The sequence below is a fragment of the Candidatus Nitrotoga sp. 1052 genome (genome assembly GCF_927312905.1).
Lineage (GTDB): Bacteria > Pseudomonadota > Gammaproteobacteria > Burkholderiales > Gallionellaceae > Nitrotoga.
This window is the reverse complement of sequence record NZ_CAKMHQ010000037.1, coordinates 36,568-56,140: the sequence shown is the minus strand read 5'-3', so window position 1 is coordinate 56,140 and position 19,573 is coordinate 36,568. Positions and strand designations below refer to the sequence as shown.

The 19,573-nt window shown below is 49.7% G+C and carries 20 protein-coding genes and 1 pseudogene; 9 read left to right on the top strand and 12 right to left on the bottom strand.

All coding sequences use genetic code 11. The features are described from left to right. Window positions 1–143: 143 nt before the first annotated feature. The 6 genes from hemP (at window position 144) to MJ768_RS08405 (ending at window position 6,450) form a co-directional block, all read left to right on the top strand. On the top strand, window positions 144–377 hold the full coding sequence (gene hemP, locus MJ768_RS08430) for a hemin uptake protein HemP (RefSeq protein WP_253073277.1): 234 nt from the start codon (window positions 144–146) through the stop codon (window positions 375–377). A gap of 542 nt (window positions 378–919) precedes the next feature. Next, window positions 920–1,558 (top strand): DUF4198 domain-containing protein, encoded by a 639-nt coding sequence (locus MJ768_RS08425; protein ID WP_239290341.1) that lies wholly within the window; start codon window positions 920–922, stop codon window positions 1,556–1,558. Between the two features lie 165 nt (window positions 1,559–1,723). Further along, complete coding sequence (locus tag MJ768_RS08420; protein ID WP_239290339.1) at window positions 1,724–3,916, top strand: TonB-dependent receptor; 2,193 nt, start codon at window positions 1,724–1,726, stop codon at window positions 3,914–3,916. 21 nt (window positions 3,917–3,937) lie between these two features. After that, window positions 3,938–4,624, top strand: a complete 687-nt coding sequence (locus MJ768_RS08415) for a Fe2+-dependent dioxygenase (protein WP_239290337.1) — start codon at window positions 3,938–3,940, stop codon at window positions 4,622–4,624. 21 nt (window positions 4,625–4,645) lie between these two features. Then, entirely contained in the window at window positions 4,646–5,362 is a 717-nt protein-coding gene (locus tag MJ768_RS08410; protein ID WP_239290335.1) for a PepSY-associated TM helix domain-containing protein, read from the top strand. Window positions 5,363–6,039: 677 nt separating this feature from the next. Then, window positions 6,040–6,450, top strand: a complete 411-nt coding sequence (locus tag MJ768_RS08405) for a hypothetical protein (RefSeq protein WP_239290333.1) — start codon at window positions 6,040–6,042, stop codon at window positions 6,448–6,450. A 203-nt stretch (window positions 6,451–6,653) separates the two neighbouring features. Here MJ768_RS08405 and MJ768_RS08400 read toward each other — a convergent pair whose 3' ends face one another. The 4 genes from MJ768_RS08400 to MJ768_RS08385 are packed head-to-tail and all read right to left on the bottom strand — an operon-like array spanning window position 6,654 to window position 9,026. After that, window positions 6,654–6,962, bottom strand: coding sequence for a DUF167 domain-containing protein (locus tag MJ768_RS08400; protein ID WP_239290331.1), 309 nt, complete (start codon window positions 6,960–6,962; stop codon window positions 6,654–6,656). After that, window positions 6,959–7,522: a YggT family protein gene (locus MJ768_RS08395; protein ID WP_239290329.1), complete on the bottom strand. Its 564-nt coding sequence runs from the start codon at window positions 7,520–7,522 to the stop codon at window positions 6,959–6,961. The genes MJ768_RS08400 and MJ768_RS08395 overlap by 4 nt, the downstream gene beginning before the upstream one ends. Beyond that, window positions 7,516–8,331: a pyrroline-5-carboxylate reductase gene (gene proC / locus MJ768_RS08390; protein WP_239290327.1), complete on the bottom strand. Its 816-nt coding sequence runs from the start codon at window positions 8,329–8,331 to the stop codon at window positions 7,516–7,518. Before proC ends, MJ768_RS08395 begins: the two co-directional genes overlap by 7 nt. Further along, window positions 8,328–9,026: a YggS family pyridoxal phosphate-dependent enzyme gene (locus tag MJ768_RS08385; RefSeq protein ID WP_239290315.1), complete on the bottom strand. Its 699-nt coding sequence runs from the start codon at window positions 9,024–9,026 to the stop codon at window positions 8,328–8,330. Before MJ768_RS08385 ends, proC begins: the two co-directional genes overlap by 4 nt. A 170-nt stretch (window positions 9,027–9,196) precedes the next feature. Between MJ768_RS08385 and MJ768_RS08380 the strand changes: the two genes are divergently transcribed. Next, window positions 9,197–10,240: a type IV pilus twitching motility protein PilT gene (locus tag MJ768_RS08380; protein WP_239290313.1), complete on the top strand. Its 1,044-nt coding sequence runs from the start codon at window positions 9,197–9,199 to the stop codon at window positions 10,238–10,240. Window positions 10,241–10,264: 24 nt separating this feature from the next. After that, window positions 10,265–11,401, top strand: a complete 1,137-nt coding sequence (locus tag MJ768_RS08375; RefSeq protein ID WP_239290311.1) for a PilT/PilU family type 4a pilus ATPase — start codon at window positions 10,265–10,267, stop codon at window positions 11,399–11,401. Window positions 11,402–11,533: 132 nt separating this feature from the next. On the opposite strand, the gene phoU is transcribed toward MJ768_RS08375, so the two are convergent. Together phoU and rpiA are read right to left on the bottom strand one after the other, a co-directional pair. Continuing rightward, window positions 11,534–12,241, bottom strand: coding sequence for a phosphate signaling complex protein PhoU (gene phoU, locus MJ768_RS08370; protein ID WP_239290309.1), 708 nt, complete (start codon window positions 12,239–12,241; stop codon window positions 11,534–11,536). 67 nt (window positions 12,242–12,308) lie between these two features. Continuing rightward, a complete protein-coding gene (rpiA, locus tag MJ768_RS08365) occupies window positions 12,309–12,968 on the bottom strand; it encodes a ribose-5-phosphate isomerase RpiA (RefSeq protein ID WP_239290307.1) in 660 nt (219 codons plus the stop codon). Between the two features lie 218 nt (window positions 12,969–13,186). Between rpiA and MJ768_RS08360 the strand changes: the two genes are divergently transcribed. Next, window positions 13,187–13,774: a class I SAM-dependent methyltransferase gene (locus MJ768_RS08360; protein ID WP_239290305.1), complete on the top strand. Its 588-nt coding sequence runs from the start codon at window positions 13,187–13,189 to the stop codon at window positions 13,772–13,774. Window positions 13,775–13,876: 102 nt separating this feature from the next. On the opposite strand, the gene MJ768_RS15400 is transcribed toward MJ768_RS08360, so the two are convergent. The 6 genes and pseudogenes from MJ768_RS15400 to fmt form a co-directional block, all read right to left on the bottom strand. Continuing rightward, a complete protein-coding gene (locus MJ768_RS15400) occupies window positions 13,877–14,002 on the bottom strand; it encodes a helix-turn-helix domain-containing protein (protein ID WP_445082981.1) in 126 nt (41 codons plus the stop codon). Between the two features lie 158 nt (window positions 14,003–14,160). Next, window positions 14,161–14,530 (bottom strand): annotated as a pseudogene (locus MJ768_RS15395) (response regulator); the annotation flags it as partial. Window positions 14,531–14,532: 2 nt separating this feature from the next. After that, window positions 14,533–16,656 (bottom strand): sensor histidine kinase, encoded by a 2,124-nt coding sequence (locus MJ768_RS08350; RefSeq protein WP_239290292.1) that lies wholly within the window; start codon window positions 16,654–16,656, stop codon window positions 14,533–14,535. Between the two features lie 3 nt (window positions 16,657–16,659). Beyond that, a complete protein-coding gene (locus MJ768_RS08345; RefSeq protein ID WP_239290290.1) occupies window positions 16,660–17,289 on the bottom strand; it encodes a DUF4390 domain-containing protein in 630 nt (209 codons plus the stop codon). Further along, the gene (gene rsmB / locus MJ768_RS08340; RefSeq protein ID WP_239290288.1) at window positions 17,264–18,550 is read right to left on the bottom strand and encodes a 16S rRNA (cytosine(967)-C(5))-methyltransferase RsmB; all 1,287 of its coding nucleotides are present in this window, start codon (window positions 18,548–18,550) and stop codon (window positions 17,264–17,266) included. Before rsmB ends, MJ768_RS08345 begins: the two co-directional genes overlap by 26 nt. A gap of 1 nt (window position 18,551) precedes the next feature. Next, window positions 18,552–19,499, bottom strand: coding sequence for a methionyl-tRNA formyltransferase (gene fmt, locus MJ768_RS08335; protein ID WP_256449845.1), 948 nt, complete (start codon window positions 19,497–19,499; stop codon window positions 18,552–18,554). Window positions 19,500–19,573 lie beyond the last annotated feature (74 nt).

Genomic DNA, 19,573 nt, shown 5'->3' with positions numbered 1-19,573 from the left:
AACTGTCCATGCCGAATTCTACCTCAGCTCAGCTTCGTTCACACCTTCCATCCAGGTTTACCATTCATGCCGAATTGTTATAAATGGTGACCATTCAGTTAATACAAAAGAACTTGCAATCCCTCTAAAAGAAGGTAATAATAATGAGAATTGTTATTATTTATATTAAGCGGATTTTGATAGCTATGCCAATTCAACGCAAGACAGAAACTGCTGACATTGTATTTGCGTCGGTTTCCAACTCTGATACAAATTCATTTGTTCGCATTAAAAGTCAGGATTTGTTTCAACTAAAGCGCGAAATAGAAATTGAACATGCTGGCCGCATTTATCGGCTTCAATTAACACATAGCAACAAGTTGATTTTGACCGCATAAAGGCAGTACAGAATAAGTAAGTGAATGACAACAATTCATGTGATGGCTGTTAATCCAAACATTGCATGACTAAAGAACAGTTAGTGCACCGTTGATAAACAAGCGACATTAAATCACTCGTGATTTTTCAAATAATCTGGGGCCGGCCAAGTGGTGTGGTTTGCGACAATCAAGCCAGCCGCCCGCTTATATTCAATTAATGGGGAGCACTCATGACTTTCAAAAAGACCCGACGCGTTACTAGTGGTGCTGGCATTACAACAACTCTGCAGCCCTGTCTTCGCACAGAACTCAGCACCACAACAATCGGAAGCGACATCCTCCAAAGCGTTGCCGACCGTTAAAAAACTAGGCGGATTTAAGTTCGAAGTGCAACAGCTAATGTTAATGCTCCTATACAAACGATAACCGGAGGCTCTATGAAATAGAAAAATAAAACTAAAAATTGAAAAGAATCCGGCGAAGCGACGATCTGCCCTGCCGAGTACGTCAGAAGTAATTCAACTCAATCTGCACATTAAACTCGAAAAAGGAATGCATTAATGAAATCCACACTAACTATTCTCGCCGCTGCCATGAGCAGCATGCTTAGCCTCAGTGCCGCCGCGCACATGCTATGGTTAGAGGGTGACGCCACTGCGAGCAAACTTTATTTCGGCGAATATGGTGAAAACCTGCGGGAAACCTCGCCAGGCAAACTCGACAATATCGTTACACCGATGATCACCATTGTTGACGCGGCCGGTGCAGAAAAGTCCGTCACTGCAAATCGCAGCAGCAATTACTATGCAATCTCCGGTGGAGCTACGGTACTGGTGCAGGCACTCAAGCAACCCATACGTACTTCACAAGGAGATAAGCCCGCTCCTGTGCAAAGGGGTTTCTTGTATGCGCGGCAAGGCAAAGGGGGCAGCTTGCCGTTGGATATACAGCAAAACGCAAACAAGTTGCGCTTAAGCTTCATGGGCAAGCCACTGGCCAAGGCTGAGATTGTTCTTGTTGCGCCCAACGGATGGGAAAAACCCCTACACACAGACGAAAATGGCGAAACGAATTATTCACTGCCAGAACCAGGCCTCTATGTCGCAGAAGCTAAGCACAAAGAAAACCATCCCGGAGCATTCGAGGGTAAAGCCTACTCCAGCGAGAACCATACTGTCACGCTTAGTTTTTCAAAGTAAGTCCAACCATCCATCGCACCGGAACCGAATCATGCGGATATTTTAATGTTGCTATTCAGGACGATAATTGGCATTAATTAACCGAATTTTCACTTAATATGGAAGCCAGCCACGTGTTTTTTCACCAGCCAGCCACCTTTTTTTATTTAAAGAACAGGGGAGCTCATGAAATTCAAAAAAACACGTCCTGCATTATTGGTAGCGCTGGCATTACAACAACTCTACAGCCCAGCCTTTGCACAAACGACCACAAACGATAGCAAAAACGATAACTCAATCGATGCCACCGAGCTGCCGGAAATTAAAGTTAGCAGTCAAAAGGTGAATGACGATTTTGCAGCGGGTACTTTTGCCGGCTTTAGAACGCCGACACCCTTACGCGATGTTCCGCAGACAGTCACGGTAGTCAATCGCGCCCTGATGGATTCTCAGAGCATCGCCTCGTTGGCGGAGGCTTTACGCAACGTACCCGGCATTACTGTAGGCGGCGCCGAAGGCGGGCAGATCGGTAACAACATCAACCTGCGCGGCTTCACAGCACGGACCGACATGTATCTTAATGGGATGCGTGACAGTGGTCAGTATTATCGCGACACCTACTATCTTGAGTCGGTCGAAGTATTAAAAGGTCCATCGTCCATGCTGTTTGGGCGTGGTTCCACCGGGGGCGTCATCAATCAGGTCAGCAAACGTCCGCTATTAGGCGATTCAAATCAAATTACCGGGACCATCGACACCAATGGTGGGGTACGCTCAACAGGGGACTTTAACCGTAAATTGTCGGATACTTCCGCGTTCCGCGTTACCATGATGGGTCAAAAAGCGCAAACGACACGCGACGTCATTACCAATAAAGACTTTGGGATTGCACCGTCACTGCGTTTTGGAATCGGCACGCCGACTGAAGTCACGTTGTCAGCAATCATCTCTCACAACAACGACATGGTGGATTATGGAATTCCCCCCATCAATGGCCGTCCGGCCAATGTTCATCGCGACACTTATTACGGCTTGACAGACGATAGTGTCTTGCAAAAAACAGCGATTTTAAGTGGTCTCATCGAACACAAGTTGAATTCGAACATGACACTGCGTAATCAGCTGCAATATAGCTATTACAACACTGACGCCCAAGCAACTGGTCTTAACGCTGTGGGCACCCTTGCCGGCGGCGTATTTACCCCGTTCACCACTCAAGCCGCTGGAAACCGAACCACGCTGCCCTTGAGTGCACTGTCTGTCAGGCTCGCCAGCCATGATCGCGTGTTCAAAAATCAAATGATCAACAATCAGACCGATCTGATCGCAAAATTCGATACCGGCACCCTCAAGCATACGATGATCGCCGGCGTAGCACTCAGCCGTGAGATCTTCGACTCTCAGGCTACTGCCCGTAGCAACTTGCCAGTCGTATCGCTGGTCAATCCAGCCTACCTTTCTACCCCGGCCAATTCCGTAAAAACGATCGGAAATAACGCAGATTCAGAAGCGACTTCAGTTGGCGCATATATCAACGACACGATCGAATTGAACAAGCAATGGAAGCTCGTCGGCGGCGTGCGCTGGGATCGCTTCAAGGCGGGCCTGACCAACACCATCAGCACCGCGACACCGCCGCTTCTTAGAGCCGATCAAACCGTCAGTTTCACCAGCGTAAGGGGCGGCGTGATTTACCAGCCGGATAATGTGCAATCATACTATGCATCGTATGGCACCTCCTTTAACCCCTCATTGGAAACACTGACGGCAACCGCAGGTACGCAAACTTTAGAACCAGAAAAAAGTCGCTCCTACGAAATAGGTACCAAATGGGATGTGTTAGACGGTAATCTATCATTGACCTCGGCCTTGTTCGATATTGAAAAGACCAATTCGCGCTCGCAAGTGTCGCCCGGGATCTACATCTCTAACGGGGACGTGCGCGTCACCGGTTTTGAATTTGGCGCAGCGGGTCGTATCACGCGCAACTGGCAACTCATGGGCGGCTATACGCATCTTAACCCCACGATTGTCAGAGCGTCAGCGTTGGAAGGAACGCAAGGAAAAGATCTGGCTAATACACCAAACGACATGGCCACGTTATGGACGACCTACAAATTGACCCCGCAATGGGAAACCGGTGGCGGGGCCACCTATATGTCCGAACGCTTTGCCAACAACACCAATACTGTTTCCGCCGCTGGCTACACTCGCTGGGATGGCACGGTTGCCTATCATCTGCCTAAGTATGATATCCGGTTGAATCTTCTTAATCTGACCAACAAGGACTATATCGGCTCACTGATTCCATCTAATGGCGGGCGCTCGGTACCCGGGAGCGGACGTACTGCACTTATAACCGTGGTCTATCGCTTTTAAACATATCAGGATCAGATATCCATGTTAGTACAAATCCCCAAGGTATTGAGCGCTGAACAGGTATGCTTTGTGCGAGAAAAACTTGATGCAGCAGGGGAGGCATGGGTCGATGGTCGCGCGACGGCAGGCCATCAGGGAGCGCCGGTCAAGCGTAATTTGCAGATCGCGGAAAACACACCCATTGCGTACGAGTTAGGCGATTTGATTCTGGCCGAACTCGAACGCCATCCGCTCTTTATCAGCGCCACCCTGCCGAATCGGGTTTATCCTCCGATGTTTAATCGATATGAAAGCGGCATGTATTTTGGCAGTCATGTCGATGGTGGTATGCGGCTGATACCTGGCACAGGTGAAAAAATCCGCACTGATGTCTCTGCCACATTATTTCTCTCTGCACCCGACGAATATGATGGGGGTGAATTGCAGATCGAAGATACTTACGGTATGCACACCGCGAAATTCGCGGCAGGCGATCTACTGATCTATCCGGCTACCAGCTTGCATCGGGTGACGCCGATAACACGCGGCGTTCGTACCGCCTGTTTTTTCTGGGTTCAAAGTTTGATTGCGGATGACGGCCAGCGCACGTTACTGTTCGATCTCGATACCGCAATTCAACGGCTGAATACCGCCAATGCGGATGAAACTGCGCGGACACATCTAACCGGTTGCTATCACAATCTGGTGCGGATGTGGGGTGCACCATAAAAATTTTTCTGGAGTGACCCTATGACTACAATTGTTCAACTCAATAAATCTCACAATGCCAGCCCAGTGAATGGAGTTAATAGCGATCTAATTGATTCCAAAGATCGCGACATTCGTTTACGGCACGCCGTTTTTTTGAAATGGCTGCGCAAAACACATGGCTGGATCGGACTCTGGGGTGCGGCCATAGGCTTGCTCTTTGGGATGACAGGAATCTTGCTGAATCACCGCACTGTGCTGAAAATACCGGCTGCGCAAGTTCAAGAAACCATGCTGCAAATTCCTTTACCTACTCCCGCACCGGCCAACGTGAAAGAAATGGCAAGCTGGCTGCAACGGGAATTGATGGTCGATCGCCCTGCCTCACGGGAACGTAGTGAACCGGCCAAGCCTGTGGCATGGGGTGATAAGACCCTGAAGCAACCTGCGCATTGGTCGGTTACATTTAGCTCGCCTCAAGCCAACCTGCAGGCGGAATATTGGGCCGGTAACAACTTCGTCTCAGTCAAGCGTAGTGACCAAAATGTATTCGGTACATTGACCAACCTGCACAAAGGTAACGGCGTTGCTATACCTTGGATTCTTCTCGCAGATACGTTGGCTGGAAGCATTATCCTGCTGTCATTAACCGGTGTCGTACTTTGGACGCAGCTCAATCGCCGCCGCATGATCGGCTTCGGCATAGGCTTAACGTCGCTCACCCTGCTGATCGGCTTTGCCATGCGGGAGTTGGTGTAAGGCATTGTCAGGGTAAGCTGGCCTCCGTAGAGTCCTACGTTTCGTCGAATAAGAACTTGAACCGGAGGCCGAAAGATGAAATGCGACTTCAAAAAAATGTACGGCCTGTTTCGCGATGAAATCACGATAGATACGGTCAGATTTAATTCCTGTGACAAGTGCCAGCCGATACCCTGGTTAGACGCTACACAATAAGCTTGGCATATGATGTAGGCAAAACGGGAAATCCGCGAGTACATCAAGGTCTGCTATAACATACAATGCACTTAGGAAGACTTGGCCACCTCTCAATGGCAGAGTTTATGCAGCAATACTACTCGCTACTTAACCCGTTGGATTCCATGATTGACAGCATATCTCGTATTGCTCGCAGGTATTCTCCATTTGTACACCGTTATTATTTGATCGTTTAAAAGGCTCAGATATTAACGCAGCTTGCCACTTAAATTTACTTACAAAAGCTACTCTTCAGCGTAGCTTCATATCTGTGCGAAAATTTAAAATTCACATATTGCAATTGACCATGTGGAAACGCATATCCATACCGTTGAATGATATTATTAGGTGCATGATTGTACGGGGGCGGTTGCAGCAAAGTTGAAGGGGCGCAGTATAAAAATTAATATGCATCAAGAACAATTCAACCTACACCACAACACGAACAGGAGAACAAAACCATGGCATTTGTGAATGAATACGTCCCGGAGGAGGACATTAAGAAATACGGATTAGAGGAAATTAACCAGTGTTATGGCAAAGCGAATGTGCGACCAGATTGGACTATCGATCGTGAGAATGACATCTACCTTCGATGGATCGTTTCAGGCGAAGACGAATTCAGGAATCAACACGACTTTACCTTTTACTGGAAAGGAACATTGATATTTGTCCGGCTTCGGATTAGCAATGGGAAAGTACTGGGTTCCAGAGGTTGGGCAAACTGGAAACTGGTTATAATGAATTTGCCAGAAGAGTTACAGGAAAAAAAACCGGAAATCATTGCTGATTTGAAAGCAGCTCTGACGGTTTATAAAGATTTCGGAGTTTATTCGACCTTGATTGAACACACCGCTTCTTTTGAATTCTAACAAAACTGTAGTCGATGGCCATGTAATTGCGATTTGACCTGGCGACATTCAAAGCACATAAAAATGCGGCAGTATGTACTACATGCTTCTTATTTGATCCGAATAAAAACTTGCCTGACCTGGTTTCACTCGGGATATAAAGCGATACGACACTGGTTTCCTAGACACCAATGCTTATATTGAAAGCAAGCGCGACACATTTATTATTTCGTTTTGAACAAATTTTCAGAATTAAATAAGCTCTCCGGTTCCAATGTACTGCTATTTACCAGCACTACTTTATGGCGTGACAGCGCCCCTTGTTTTAGCTCGACGTTGCGTAGTGGAACATTAAAGCTGCCAGCAATGAAGCGCAGTAGCGCTTCATTGGCACGTCCCTCAATGGGTGGAGCGGCTAGGCGAATCTTCAGTGCATCGCCATGCAAGCCCATCACCTCAGTACGTTTGGCACCCGGTTGAACATGTAACACCAGCGTAATGACATCTCCTTCGCGGCGATACCACACGTTCAAAACAGACTCAAGACCAAGCTTTCCAACCAACGCAGCGGCACGATGAGAATGAGTTGGCACACGATAAGCAATAGTAGCAAGGTGAAATCTATATTACCGAAGGGTGGGATACGCCGTTGCAGGGGCCGAAGAAAAGGCTGCGTCACCGCGGCCATCAAACCTGCCATCGGTGAATGTGGATTAAACCACGATAATAGTGCCTGAATAAACAGCGCCGCCATGAGCAAGTATAGGCTGAGCTTGAGCAGCTTGACCGCTGTCCACATAAGCAATCCGAGTACGGGGAAGTCAATAGGTAAACCCTGTAACCAGAGCGTGGCGGCGAGATAAATCGCTTCCACCACGAAAGCCAGCAGCAAGGTGGCGATATCGAAACCCCAGGCAGAAGGAATAAACCGGCGCGCTCGCAGTACCAGAAAATTGGTAAGCGTCATGATGAATGCACCCAGTGGATTGCGCATCGGCGCGCGCAGCCATTGCAAGTGGAAGCGCAGTAGCAATATGACAGCGAACGGCTGCAGCAAAGTGTCAAACAAAAATTGTAGTGCTTCACTCAGCATGGCGCACTCTCAAGTTCGTCTCCCATTTCCCTGGCGCGCTTGGCAGCAGCCTGCACCGCCGTAACAATATGTTGCTTGACCGCATTGGCTTCCATGCTGAGCAGAGCGCACTCGGTAGTGCCATTTTTGGAAGTAACGCGCGCGCGCAGCACGCTCACATCATCGCTACTGGCATCGGCAAGTTTAACTGCACCGCTGAAAGTGTTGATTGCCAAATAGCGTGCCGTTTCTGCATCGAAGCCAAGTTCGCTGGCCGCCTGTTGTAGCGCCTCGATAAAATAAAACACATAGGCGGGGCCACTGCCAGACACCGCAGTAACCGCATCCATCATTACTTCGTCTTTTAGCCATATAGTGCTGCCCACCGCACCGAGTATGGTTTGCGCTGTGTCGCACTGAGTCTTGCTTACTGCAGGAAGAGCATACAAGCCAGAAATTCCACTCTGAATTAAGGCGGGCGTATTGGGCATGACGCGGACAATTTTTTGCGAACCCAGCCAGTGCGCCAGATCAGCGGCGCGAATACCGGCCGCTATCGAGATAAGCAATTGCCCAGTCAACAATGGCGCCAGACTTATTGCGACTTCGTGCAACTGCTGCGGCTTGACCGCTAATACAATCACATCACTGCCTGCCACCCCCACTTCCAGTTCAGCTACCGCTTGCACCCCAAATTCATTGTGTAACTTGGCATGGTGGCTGACATTGATTTCCACTACGCTTATCTGCGCAGCAACAAAGTTCTGTTTAAGCAAGCCGCCAATGAGTGCGGTCGCCATGTTGCCGCCCCCGATAAAACAAACTTTCATTGATTCCCCCCGTAGTTTCTTTCGCCAAAGATTGCCGTCCCGACGCGCACGATAGTCGCCCCTTCCAGTATTGCCGCACTGAAATCATGCGACATTCCCATCGATAAAGTATCCAGTGCCAACCCTTGCGTGTTGATTTGCTGCATAAGCTCGCGCAGTTTGGCGAACGGTATGCGTTGAGCTTCCAATCCTTCAGCAGGCGCAGGAATAGCCATCAGCCCACGCAACTTAAGTTGTGGCAAACACGCCACAGCCTGTGCCAGCTCCACCAATCCGCCAGGGGCTACGCCGCTCTTGCTGTCTTCTCCGCTCACATTAACCTGTATACATACATTCAGTGGCGGTAAACTTGCTGGCCGCTGTGCTGACAGGCGCTCAGCGATTTTCAGCCTGTCAACGCTGTGTACCCATGCAAAATGCGTTGCTATGGCCCGCGTTTTATTACTCTGTACCGGCCCGATGAAATGCCACTGTAGCGGCAAGTCACGTAGAAGCTCAATTTTATCCAAGGCTTCCTGGATGTAACTTTCACCGAAAGCGCGTTGCCCGGCTTGGTATGCTTCGCGCACTGCAACAGCAGAAAACCCCTTGCTCACCGCCAGCAGCTCAATACTTTCCTTGCGGCGATGAGCCATGCAAACAACCTGTGAAATAGCATAATTGACAGCTTGCAAGTTGGAAGTGATCGCGGTCATAATTAACTGCTCGTCAAACCGAATACTTCATTAATTTGTGATGATTGCACGGTATATTTTCTGAAAGGCACCAATGTGAAGGTGCGGTAGAGACGCCATTAGTCGCGTAGTCGCGCCCCTAACTTATTTTCATGCGATAGTTCAGTTCTGCGAATTTACTAGGATTATATATGGACATTACCGAACTGCTTGCTTTTGGTGTCAAAAACAAGGCTTCCGATTTGCACTTATCTGCTGGGTTGCCACCGATGATTCGTGTGCATGGCGACATACGCAAGATCAACTTGCCGGCGATGCTACACACGGAAGTGCACGCCATGGTGTATGACATCATGAATGACGGGCAACGCAAAATCTATGAAGAAAATAAGGAAATCGATTTTTCTTTTGAGATCCCGGGACTCGCACGTTTCCGCGTAAACGCCTTTGTCCACCAGCGCGGTGCGGGTGCGGTGATGCGGACCATTCCATCCAAAATATTGTCCCTGGCAGACCTCAAGGCTCCCAAAATTTTTGAGTCTATTGCCGATTATCCGCGCGGTATGGTTTTAGTGACGGGCCCAACCGGGTCGGGTAAGTCCACCACTTTGGCAGCGATGGTTAATCATCGCAACGAACATGAAATGGGGCACATTCTGACCGTGGAGGACCCGATTGAATTTGTTCACGAAAGTAAAAAGTGTTTGGTCAACCAGCGCGAAGTGGGCGCGCATACTCTTTCATTTCAAAACGCTTTACGTAGCGCATTGCGCGAAGACCCAGACATTATCCTGGTAGGTGAAATGCGCGACTTGGAAACCATACGCTTGGCCATGTCTGCGGCTGAAACCGGTCATTTGGTGTTCGGAACACTACATACCAGTTCTGCGGCCAAGACCATCGACCGCATCATTGACGTCTTCCCTGCTGACGAAAAGGAAATGGTGCGCGCCATGCTGTCAGAATCACTACGTGCAGTTATTTCACAAACCTTACTTAAAACAAAAGATGGTACCGGTCGTGTGGCAGCCCATGAAATTATGATTTGCACTCCAGCCATCCGCAATCTGATTCGCGAAGCCAAGGTGCCACAGATGTATTCCTCCATCCAGACCGGCGGTGCTCTTGGAATGCAGACGCTAGACCAATGCCTGCAAGATCTGGTCAAGCGTAATGTCGTATCATCTGCAGAAGCGCGCACCAAGGCAGCTAACAAGGATACGTTTGTCGGTTAATCAAGGGGTTATCAGGAGTTCATCATGGAAAGAGATCAGGCTACCGAGCTAATGCATAATCTGTTGCGGGGGATGATTGCCCAGAAGGCATCTGACCTGTTTATCACTGTAGGATTCCCGCCAGCATTCAAGGTGGACGGCAAGATGACCCCCGTTTCACAACAGGTGCTTACACCGCAACACACCATGGAATTAGCGAACAGCATCATGAACGATCGTCAGGCCGCCGAATTCGAAGCTTCACACGAATGTAACTTCGCTATCAGTCCGGCCGGCATTGGCCGCTTCCGCGTTAATGTGTTTATGCAGCAGCAACGTATAGGCATGGTGTTGCGCACCATAACCACCAAGATTCCCGATCTTACGCAAATGGGGATGCCAGAGATACTAAAGGATGTGGCAATGACCAAACGCGGACTGGTCATTTTGGTTGGTGGCACTGGCAGCGGCAAATCCACAACATTGGCAGCCATGCTTGGCCACCGTAACCAGAATACGTACGGCCACATCATCACCATCGAAGAGCCGGTTGAGTTTGTGCATGAGCACATCAACTGCCTCATCACTCACCGCGAGGTTGGAGTAGACACCGATTCTTGGCAAATCGCATTGAAAAACACGTTGCGCCAGGCACCGGATGTCATTTTCATCGGTGAGATACGCGACCGCGAAACCATGGAATATGCTGTGACATTCGCCGAGACCGGCCACCTGTGCATGGCTACCCTGCACGCCAACAGTGCGAATCAGGCGCTGGATCGCATCATCAACTTCTTCCCGGAAGAGCGCCGCGAGCAATTGCTGATGGATTTGTCTCTCAATATCAAGGCACTTGTTTCTCAGCGCCTAATCCCGCGGGTGGATGGGACAGGCCGCTCAGTGGCCATGGAAATCATGCTTAACTCACCGCTCATCTCTGACTTGATCTTCAAGGGTGAGGTGCTTGCAATCAAGGGAGTGATGTCCAAATCGCGCGAGCTTGGGATGCAGACCTTCGATCAAGCGCTGTTCGATCTGCACGAAGCCAATCTGATCAGCTATGAAGAAGCGCTAAAGAATGCCGATTCGGTCAACGATCTGCGTCTGCGTTTTAAGCTGGAAAGTCAAAGTTCCAAGAATCTCGACATAATGGCGGGGCTGGATCACTTGCAGATGACTTGACCAGCCTAAGTCCGCAGAATATTTCAGCTCATTAAGATTGGCGAAGGTGCAATTCCGCGCGAACGTCTTTGACTGAAACATTACCGGCGGCTAATGCACCAATGATGATGGTGCGTAAGCGCGCCCTGGCAATTACTCTAAAACTTCGCGCTCAATTTCTTCCACGGTGACATGGCGCACGTCCTTGCCCTTGACCATATAAACCACATATTCGGACATGTTCTTGGCATGATCACCGATGCGCTCAATGGCCTTGGCGACGAACAGAATTTCCAGTGCAGTGGAGATGGTGCGCGGGTCTTCCATCATGAAGGTGATGAGGTAGCGCATGATGGTGCGGAATTCCTCATCAACCAACTCATCCTGACGCACCACTTGGGCCGCATAGGCAAGATCAAGGCGAGCAAAGGCATCCAGCGATTTGCGTAGCATGTCCAGAGCCATTTCGGCGGCATGCTTGATTTCCGTATAACGTGGCAGAATGAGACTGTTCCTCTGCGACAGCAGTTTGCCCATGCGCGCTATTTTTTCCGCCTCGTCGCCGATACGTTCGAGATCAGTAATAGTCTTGATTACCGTCATCACCATACGCAAGTCACCTGCGGCAGGTTGGCGGCGAGCAATAATCTGGTTACAGCTCTCGTCGATTTCTACCTCCATCGCGTTAACGCGATGATCATCATTAATAATGCGGTTCATCAGGGGCACATCGCCATTAACCAGCGCCTCAATAGCGAGCCGAATTTGACTCTCCACCAGTCCACCCATTTGTAATACTCGCGCACGCACCGCTTCCAGCTCGGCATCAAATTGCTTAGAGGTATGTTCTGTGGAGACCATGATTCAAATCCTTTTATGGATAAAGGTTGGTGATACTACTCGCGTACTGTGACAATTTTATTACATACTATGCAGTTAAGGTCTGCACCCCGCTTGCAGTTCCCAGCAACAGTACGTCTGCCCCACGACGCGCAAACAGGCCATTGGTGACCACACCCGTAATATTATTCAACGTAGTTTCCAGCTCCACCGGATTCAATATTTTTAGGCCAGATACATCAAGAATGAGGTTGCCATTGTCAGTAACAAAACCCTCACGCAATTTGGGCTGACCACCCAGCAGCACCATCTGGCGTGCCACATAGCTGCTAGCCATGGGGATCACCTCCAGCGGCAATGGGAAGCGCCCAAGAACATCCACTAGCTTGCTTGAATCGCATAAACAAATAAATTTTTTGCTCGCGGCGGCTACTATTTTTTCGCGCGTCAATGCGCCGCCACCGCCCTTGATCATATGCAAATGACGCGTAATCTCGTCTGCCCCATCTACATAAACAGATAAGCTACCCACATCATTCAGCGAGACCACCTGGATGCCATGCTCTTTTAAGCGCTGCGCTGAAGCCTCGGAGCTGGCCACCGCACCGCATATTTTTTTCTTGATCTTTCCCAGCTCGTCTATAAAGAAATTGGCCGTCGAGCCGGTGCCCACTCCTACGATGCAATTCGCCGGGACATACGCTATTGCGGCTTGTGCCACCGCGAGCTTTAACTCATCTTGCGTCATGGTTATGCTGCCTCAATTTAACAAATATTGTTTCTCGCCTTGGATTATTGCAGGAATTGACATTTTTAGAAACACTTGGCACCTTTCATATTATGATATCTTGAAAGGAAAATATCGTGCGGTCTTGCTAAGCAAGCTGTCACCAGCAAAATGGTGACCTTACCCTACAGTAACTACGAATTTACCGACGCAAAGTTAACCTTAACCATGCAGTTGAAGTGCTTCACAGAGCTAACACCATTTTTGAGATGACAGAACATAACGGAAACACTGCTCCATTACAACGCGAGGGTATTCCATCGCCATGGATTTGCCACTATGCTCAATTGATTCGTAGCGGCGGTCAGGTACTCGATTTAGCTTGTGGCAGCGGACGCCATACGCGCTGGCTTGTGGCCAACAACTGGCGAGTAAATGCCGTGGATCGTGATGCGGCAGCTCTTGCCGGGCTACAACAGCTATCTAATGTATCAACCATGGTCGCAGACTTGGAGAATGATATTTGGCCATATTCTGGCCATCGCTTTGATGGCATAGTTGTCAGCCGATATCTGCATCGGCCGCTATTGCCGCTACTGATCGAGTCGCTGAATGCTGGTGGAGTGCTGATTTACGAAACCTTCATGGATGGCAATGAGCGCTTTGGGCGACCAAAAAACCCGGATTTTTTGCTGCGCTCTAATGAGCTATTGGAGGTTTTTTTCCCGCACCTGACAGTAATTGCCTATCAACAAGGTGAGTTTCAAGAGCCGGGTCCCACCGTCATGCAGCGCATTTGCGCAGTGTCCGAAAGGCGCAACAATTAATTCGAGAACTAAACATTAGAGAAAATACGGCTTGCATATCTTAAGCTATATTCATTTTATGTTTTTCACCCTAAACCAACCTGATATTTCCGTTTGCAATTGTTAATTTTCGTCCAAACCCTTCTTGGCGAACTTAACGTCGAGCTGTTTTAATTTGCGATATAAATGGGTGCGTTCCAAACCAACGTTCTTCGCCACACGGGTCATATTGCCATTCTCTTTATGCATATGATAATTAAAGTAAAGGCTGTCAAAATGATCACGCGCTTCGCGTAATGGCAAGTCGAGCGGCAACGGGAATTGCGCCGCAGTCTCCCAAATGGTCGCCACGTTTCCCCTGTCAGTTAAATCTGACGATGTAGTTTCCTGCCGAATATTTGGTGTTGCACCCAGCCTGATTGCCTTGGCAACAGCATCAAGCAATTTCTGTAACGCAATGGGTTTTTCAAGGAAATCCACTGCACCGATGCGCGTCGCCTCAAGTGCTGTTTCTATGGTGCCGTGCCCTGACATCATGATCACTGGCATAGTCAACAAGTTCTGTCCTACCCACTCTTTGAGCAGACTGACGCCATCGGTATTCGGCATCCAAATGTCCAGCAACACCAAATCCGGCACCTGCCGGTTGCGAAAATCCCGGGCCTGAATAGCATTTTCAGCCAGATGCACGTGATAACCTTCGTCAAACAAGATTTCCGAGAGCAACTCGCGTATTCCGATTTCATCATCTACTACTAGGATTTCTTTAGTTGCCATTTTTACACGACCTCTATTAATAAGGGCAAGGTAACACTTACTCGCGTTCCACCAGTTGCTACATTTTCAATAACAATACTGCCACCGTGTTCTTCCACAATTTTTTTCACGATTGCCAAACCTAGTCCAGTACCCTTGGGCTTAGTCGTCCTGTAAGGTTCGAAAGCGCGCGCCAGCAAATGTTCAGGAAAACCACTGCCATTGTCTTGCACACACAATTTTAATGCACCGCCTTCCTCTGCCGTGCTCAGGATAATTTCCCGTTGAGTCACGTTTTGTAAAGCGTCATACGAATTCTGCAACAAATTATGAATCACTTGACGCAAGCGCGTCGCATCCCCCTTCACCAAAGTTTTCATCGCATTCAAGCGCAAGGTAATCGGACTGCTGTTAGCTTCATACAACCCGAGCACTTCGCGTAGTAGCTGGTGCATGTCCAGCACCACCAATTTGGGAGCAGGCGCCCGGGCATAATCTGCGAATTCCGTTACCATGTTTTTCATTGCCGCCACTTGACTCACGATAGTCTGCGTGGCTCGCTGTAATAGCTGTGCGTCGCTACCATCCAGCTTGGCGCTTAACTTGTGCTGAAGGCGCTCCGCAGACAGCTGAATAGGTGTAAGTGGATTTTTAATTTCGTGCGCCAAACGACGTGCCACTTCGCCCCACGCAGCCTGACGTTCCGCTTGCAGCAAATGGGTAATATCGTCGAACACCACTACGTAGCTACTGTTCGTCGCTGTGGATAGCCGGGTGCCGCGCATTAATAATATCTGATCACCATTCTTGCTGAGCCGCTCAATCTGACGCTGCCATTCGCCGCTTGTCACTTCATTAAAGGCCTGCATGACCGCATCGGAAAAGGGACGTAACAGGGGATGCCGCACGGCGATTTCCGCTAAGGGCACATCCTGCATATCCAGGAGCGATGCCCCAAGTATCTGCGCCGCACTACTGTTGACAGAACGCAGCCTGAATTGTTCATCCACTACCAAAACGCCAGATGATAGGTGTGCCAGCATGCTTTCCAGGTAAGCTTTAGCATCTTCCGCTTGGCGCTGTTGCTGCTCGCTCGTGGTTTTTGCATCGGCCAGTTGTAATGTCATCTGGTTGAATAGCCCGGTCAGGGCACCCAGCTCATCACTACTTTTAATTGGATGCTGACGCGAAAAATCGCCTTGCGCAACCGCCCGCGTTCCTTCGGCCAGCGCTGCGAGCGGTGCGCTTAGGCGATCACTGATAAAAAAAGCAGCTGACACCGCGCTCAACAATACAATCAACAGCGATAGCGTCAGCGTGATGCCATACAAGCGCTTCAATCCCAAACGAGACAGTGACAGTTCCTGGTAATCGCGATAAACCGCCCGTACCATTTCTGCGTCAGCGGCAAGCTGTTTGGGCACTGGTTGTGTCAACTGCAGGATACGCGCCCCGGCCGACAATCGCTGTGGCTTAACCAGCACCAGCGCACGCAATATCAGGCTGTTATCAGGCAGTGTATCAATAATGCTATGTAGCCCCTGCTGGCCTGCCTCACGCAGCATTTCGGCATCCGGCGCATCTGGAGGCGGCTTGCGGTTACTACTGGCAAACGCAAGTAGCTTTCCGCTTTTGTTAAACAATGCAACATCCTGAGCAGTACCTTTGTTTATTAGCTGGGCCAAAGTTTTGGTGTATTGACCTGGTGATTGTTTTGCAAGCAACAGGGCGGTGGACTGACCTTTCTTGCTCAATTCCTTAAGACCAGTTTCCAGAGCATTTCGGCCCAGGTTCAAACCGCCCTCCAACGCTTTTTCTACCCGAAGATCGAACCACGACTCGATGCTCTTATCAAGAAACTGTACCGAAACAGCATACACCAGCAAACCGGGCAGGATCGCAATCAAAATGAAAAATAGCGTCAGACGCAGGGTGAGTTTTGCACCAAATACTTGTGCCTTAAGCTTGCCGCGTAACTGCCATAATTGATAGCCAACCAGCACGGTTAGGTACAATGCCAGGACCCCGGCCAAAGTCAGCAGTACATAGTAGTTGCGCGAAAACAGCTCAGTATTAGCGCTTGCGCTTGACAGCAGATAAAGCAGGAAGCTGCCGAGCAGTGCGCTGATGAAAATCAAATACTTCACTGCCTACTCACTTTCGCGGTCTGCGGCAGATACTGCGGGGCGCACTATCCATCGATACCAATTGGTATCAAAGCTCCAATCTTGGGTGGCCAAGGCATTGACTTGCAACGGTTTCGGTAATTGCGTTACATCCAGACGCATTCGCGTGGCAGCAATGTAGTCCCCCTTTTGGGGTAACAGCGCTGCAATATAACTATTGTTATTCTGGAGCAGCATAGTATCAATAGGTGCAGCAGACTGATGACTGATAATACGCAATGCATCGCCCAGGCTAGAGAAATTTTGGAACAGAGAGCCACGCGTGATGCGGTACTGGCGTGTCAGTTTGTTGTAAGATAGTTTGGCAGTTTGTTCATTTTTCGCAATAACTTCGTCCAGCCAGTACCAACGCGGACGAATAAGGGTGAATTCGGTAATGAAATACAGAGGCACCCCGCGCGTCAGTGCTTGATCTACAACAAAGTTTAAGCTAATGTCGAAATCAGCCGAAAGTTGGTAACTGCCGTCAGAAAACCGCGCCTCCGTTTTACGCACTGTAATACCCTCGGCACAGACGGCCGAAATGCTCAGCCATAATGCCAGCAACACAGCCAGCAATCGCGCCAGGTTATGCATGCTTTTGCAGTAATGCATAAAAGAAACCATCGCGCTGGTCATCGGGGAATATTTGACCTTCATTTAAATTGGGCATGGACAGCGGCAATTGTTTGCCATCATCATGCTGATTTAAAAATTCATTGATAACCTGCTGGTTTTCTCGCGCAAAAATGGAACAGGTTGCATATAGCAGCTTTCCATCTCTTTCCAGCAACCGCCACAACGCGCAAAGAATATGCAACTGCTGTTGCGCGAACCCATTGATATCGCCCGGACGACGCAGCCACTTTATATCGGGATGGCGCCGGACCACGCCGGAGGCGGAGCAGGGTACATCGGCCAAAATTCGATGGAATGGTTTGCCATCCCACCAGCTATCGGGTTGCGCCGCATCGCCGTTTTGCAACTGTGCATGCAATTGTAGACGTTGCAGGTTTTCACGTACTAGTTCCAAACGTTGCGCATTTTTGTCTAAAGCGAGCAGATCAAGTTGCGCCAGCTCAAGTAGGTGAGTACTCTTTCCGCCCGGTGCAGCGCACGCATCAAGTACACGCATTCCATCTCGCACGTCCAACAAGCGTGCTGCGTATTGCGCACCCGCATCCTGCACTGAAACCAGACCGTCGAAAAATCCTGGTAACTTATTTACCGGGAGAGGGTGTCTCAACAGCACAGCATCTGGCTCGATCAGACTGGCCTGAATATCATGCTGCGCAAGCAGTGCCAGATAATCTGCGGTACTGATGCATCGACGATTCACACGCAGTGTCATGGGTGGATGCTGGTTACCCGCTAGCAAGATTGCCTCCGAATGCCTTCCATATTGCGCCTGGACTGCAGCTATCCACCATTGCGGATAAGCAAAGCGGCCTTCCTCGCTGGTGGCCGCGACTGCAAGTAATGCCTCGCGGTTGCGCAAAAAATTGCGCAGCACCGCATTTGCCAGTCCTCCAGCTGCTGCATTGCACTTTCGCACAGCGCGCACGGCATGATCTACCACCGCATGGGGCGCTGCTTTGGTATGCAGCAGTTGATACAAAGCCACTAATAACAGGCAACGTAGTTGCATATCCTGCACCGGTTTGTGCAACAATTGATCCAGCACGCGCACTAACTGACCGTAAAAACGCAGCGTACCATAACTCAAATCCTGTAGCGCACCACGTTGTTGTGGTGTTAATTCGGGCCTAATTTGGCCAGGCGTAGTCTGCAAAGCCGCACTCAATGTCTGGCTCAGGTTGCGTCCGGCCAGCACTTGGCAGACAACTTGGCTGGCACCCCGTTGTGCTATATGCATGTCAGAGGAATGAAGTGCAACGGTCGCCGGGATGCACTGCAAATCCCTGCATAAACTGCAATGCAGGCAATGCCTTGGCATTCTGGCGCTGCAATACCTCAAGGCATAATGCTCCTTGGCCGCATGCCACAATAATGCCGTTTTTTTCTATAGCCAGCACAGTCCCCGCTTCACCTTCAGTCCCGTCGCGCACGCTGGCCTGCCAGATTTTGACAGGTACCCCATTAAGAATCGTATATGCAATAGGAAAAGGGTTGTAGGCGTGCACCGCACGCAAAATTTGTGTGGCATTTTCTGACCAGTCAATTAGCGCTTCTGTCTTGCTGAGTTTGGCAGCATAAGTTGCTTCGGCCGCATTCTGTGGCATAGACTTTAATTGTCCTTGTTCCAGCAGGTGCAGTGCCTCGACGATAGCTTCAGCGCCCAGCTTCGCCAATTTGGCATGCAATGTTTGCGTGGTGTCATGCGCAGTGATCGAACAGGATTTTTTAAGCAACATGTCGCCAGTATCGAGCCCAGCATCCATTTGCATAATGGTGACACCGGTTTTGTCGTCGCCCGCCAGAATAGCGCGCTGAATAGGTGCCGCACCGCGCCAGCGCGGTAATAGTGAAGCGTGAATATTCAGACAGCCGTAGTGTGGCAGCTGCAGTAACGCTGATGGCAGTATCAGCCCATAAGCCGCAACCACCATTACATCCGCCGCATAATTGGCAAGCTCTTGTTGCACATCGACAGATTTTAATGAAGCGGGCTGTAGTAGGGGCAGGCTATGCGTCAAGGCAAGTTGCTTGACTGGGCTGGCTGTGAGTCGCATGCCGCGGCCAGCAGGCCTGTCGGGCTGGGTCAACACCGCGACTACAGAAAATTGTTGCGCCAGCAACGCCTCTAGTGCGGTGGCGGCGAAGTCTGGAGTGCCGGCAAAAATGATCTTTAGGGAAGAGTTGATTATCAGGATACCTTTAAATTTAATGATGGAAATTAATGATGGCTTTCATTCAAGGCAAGAGCCAACGCAGTGGT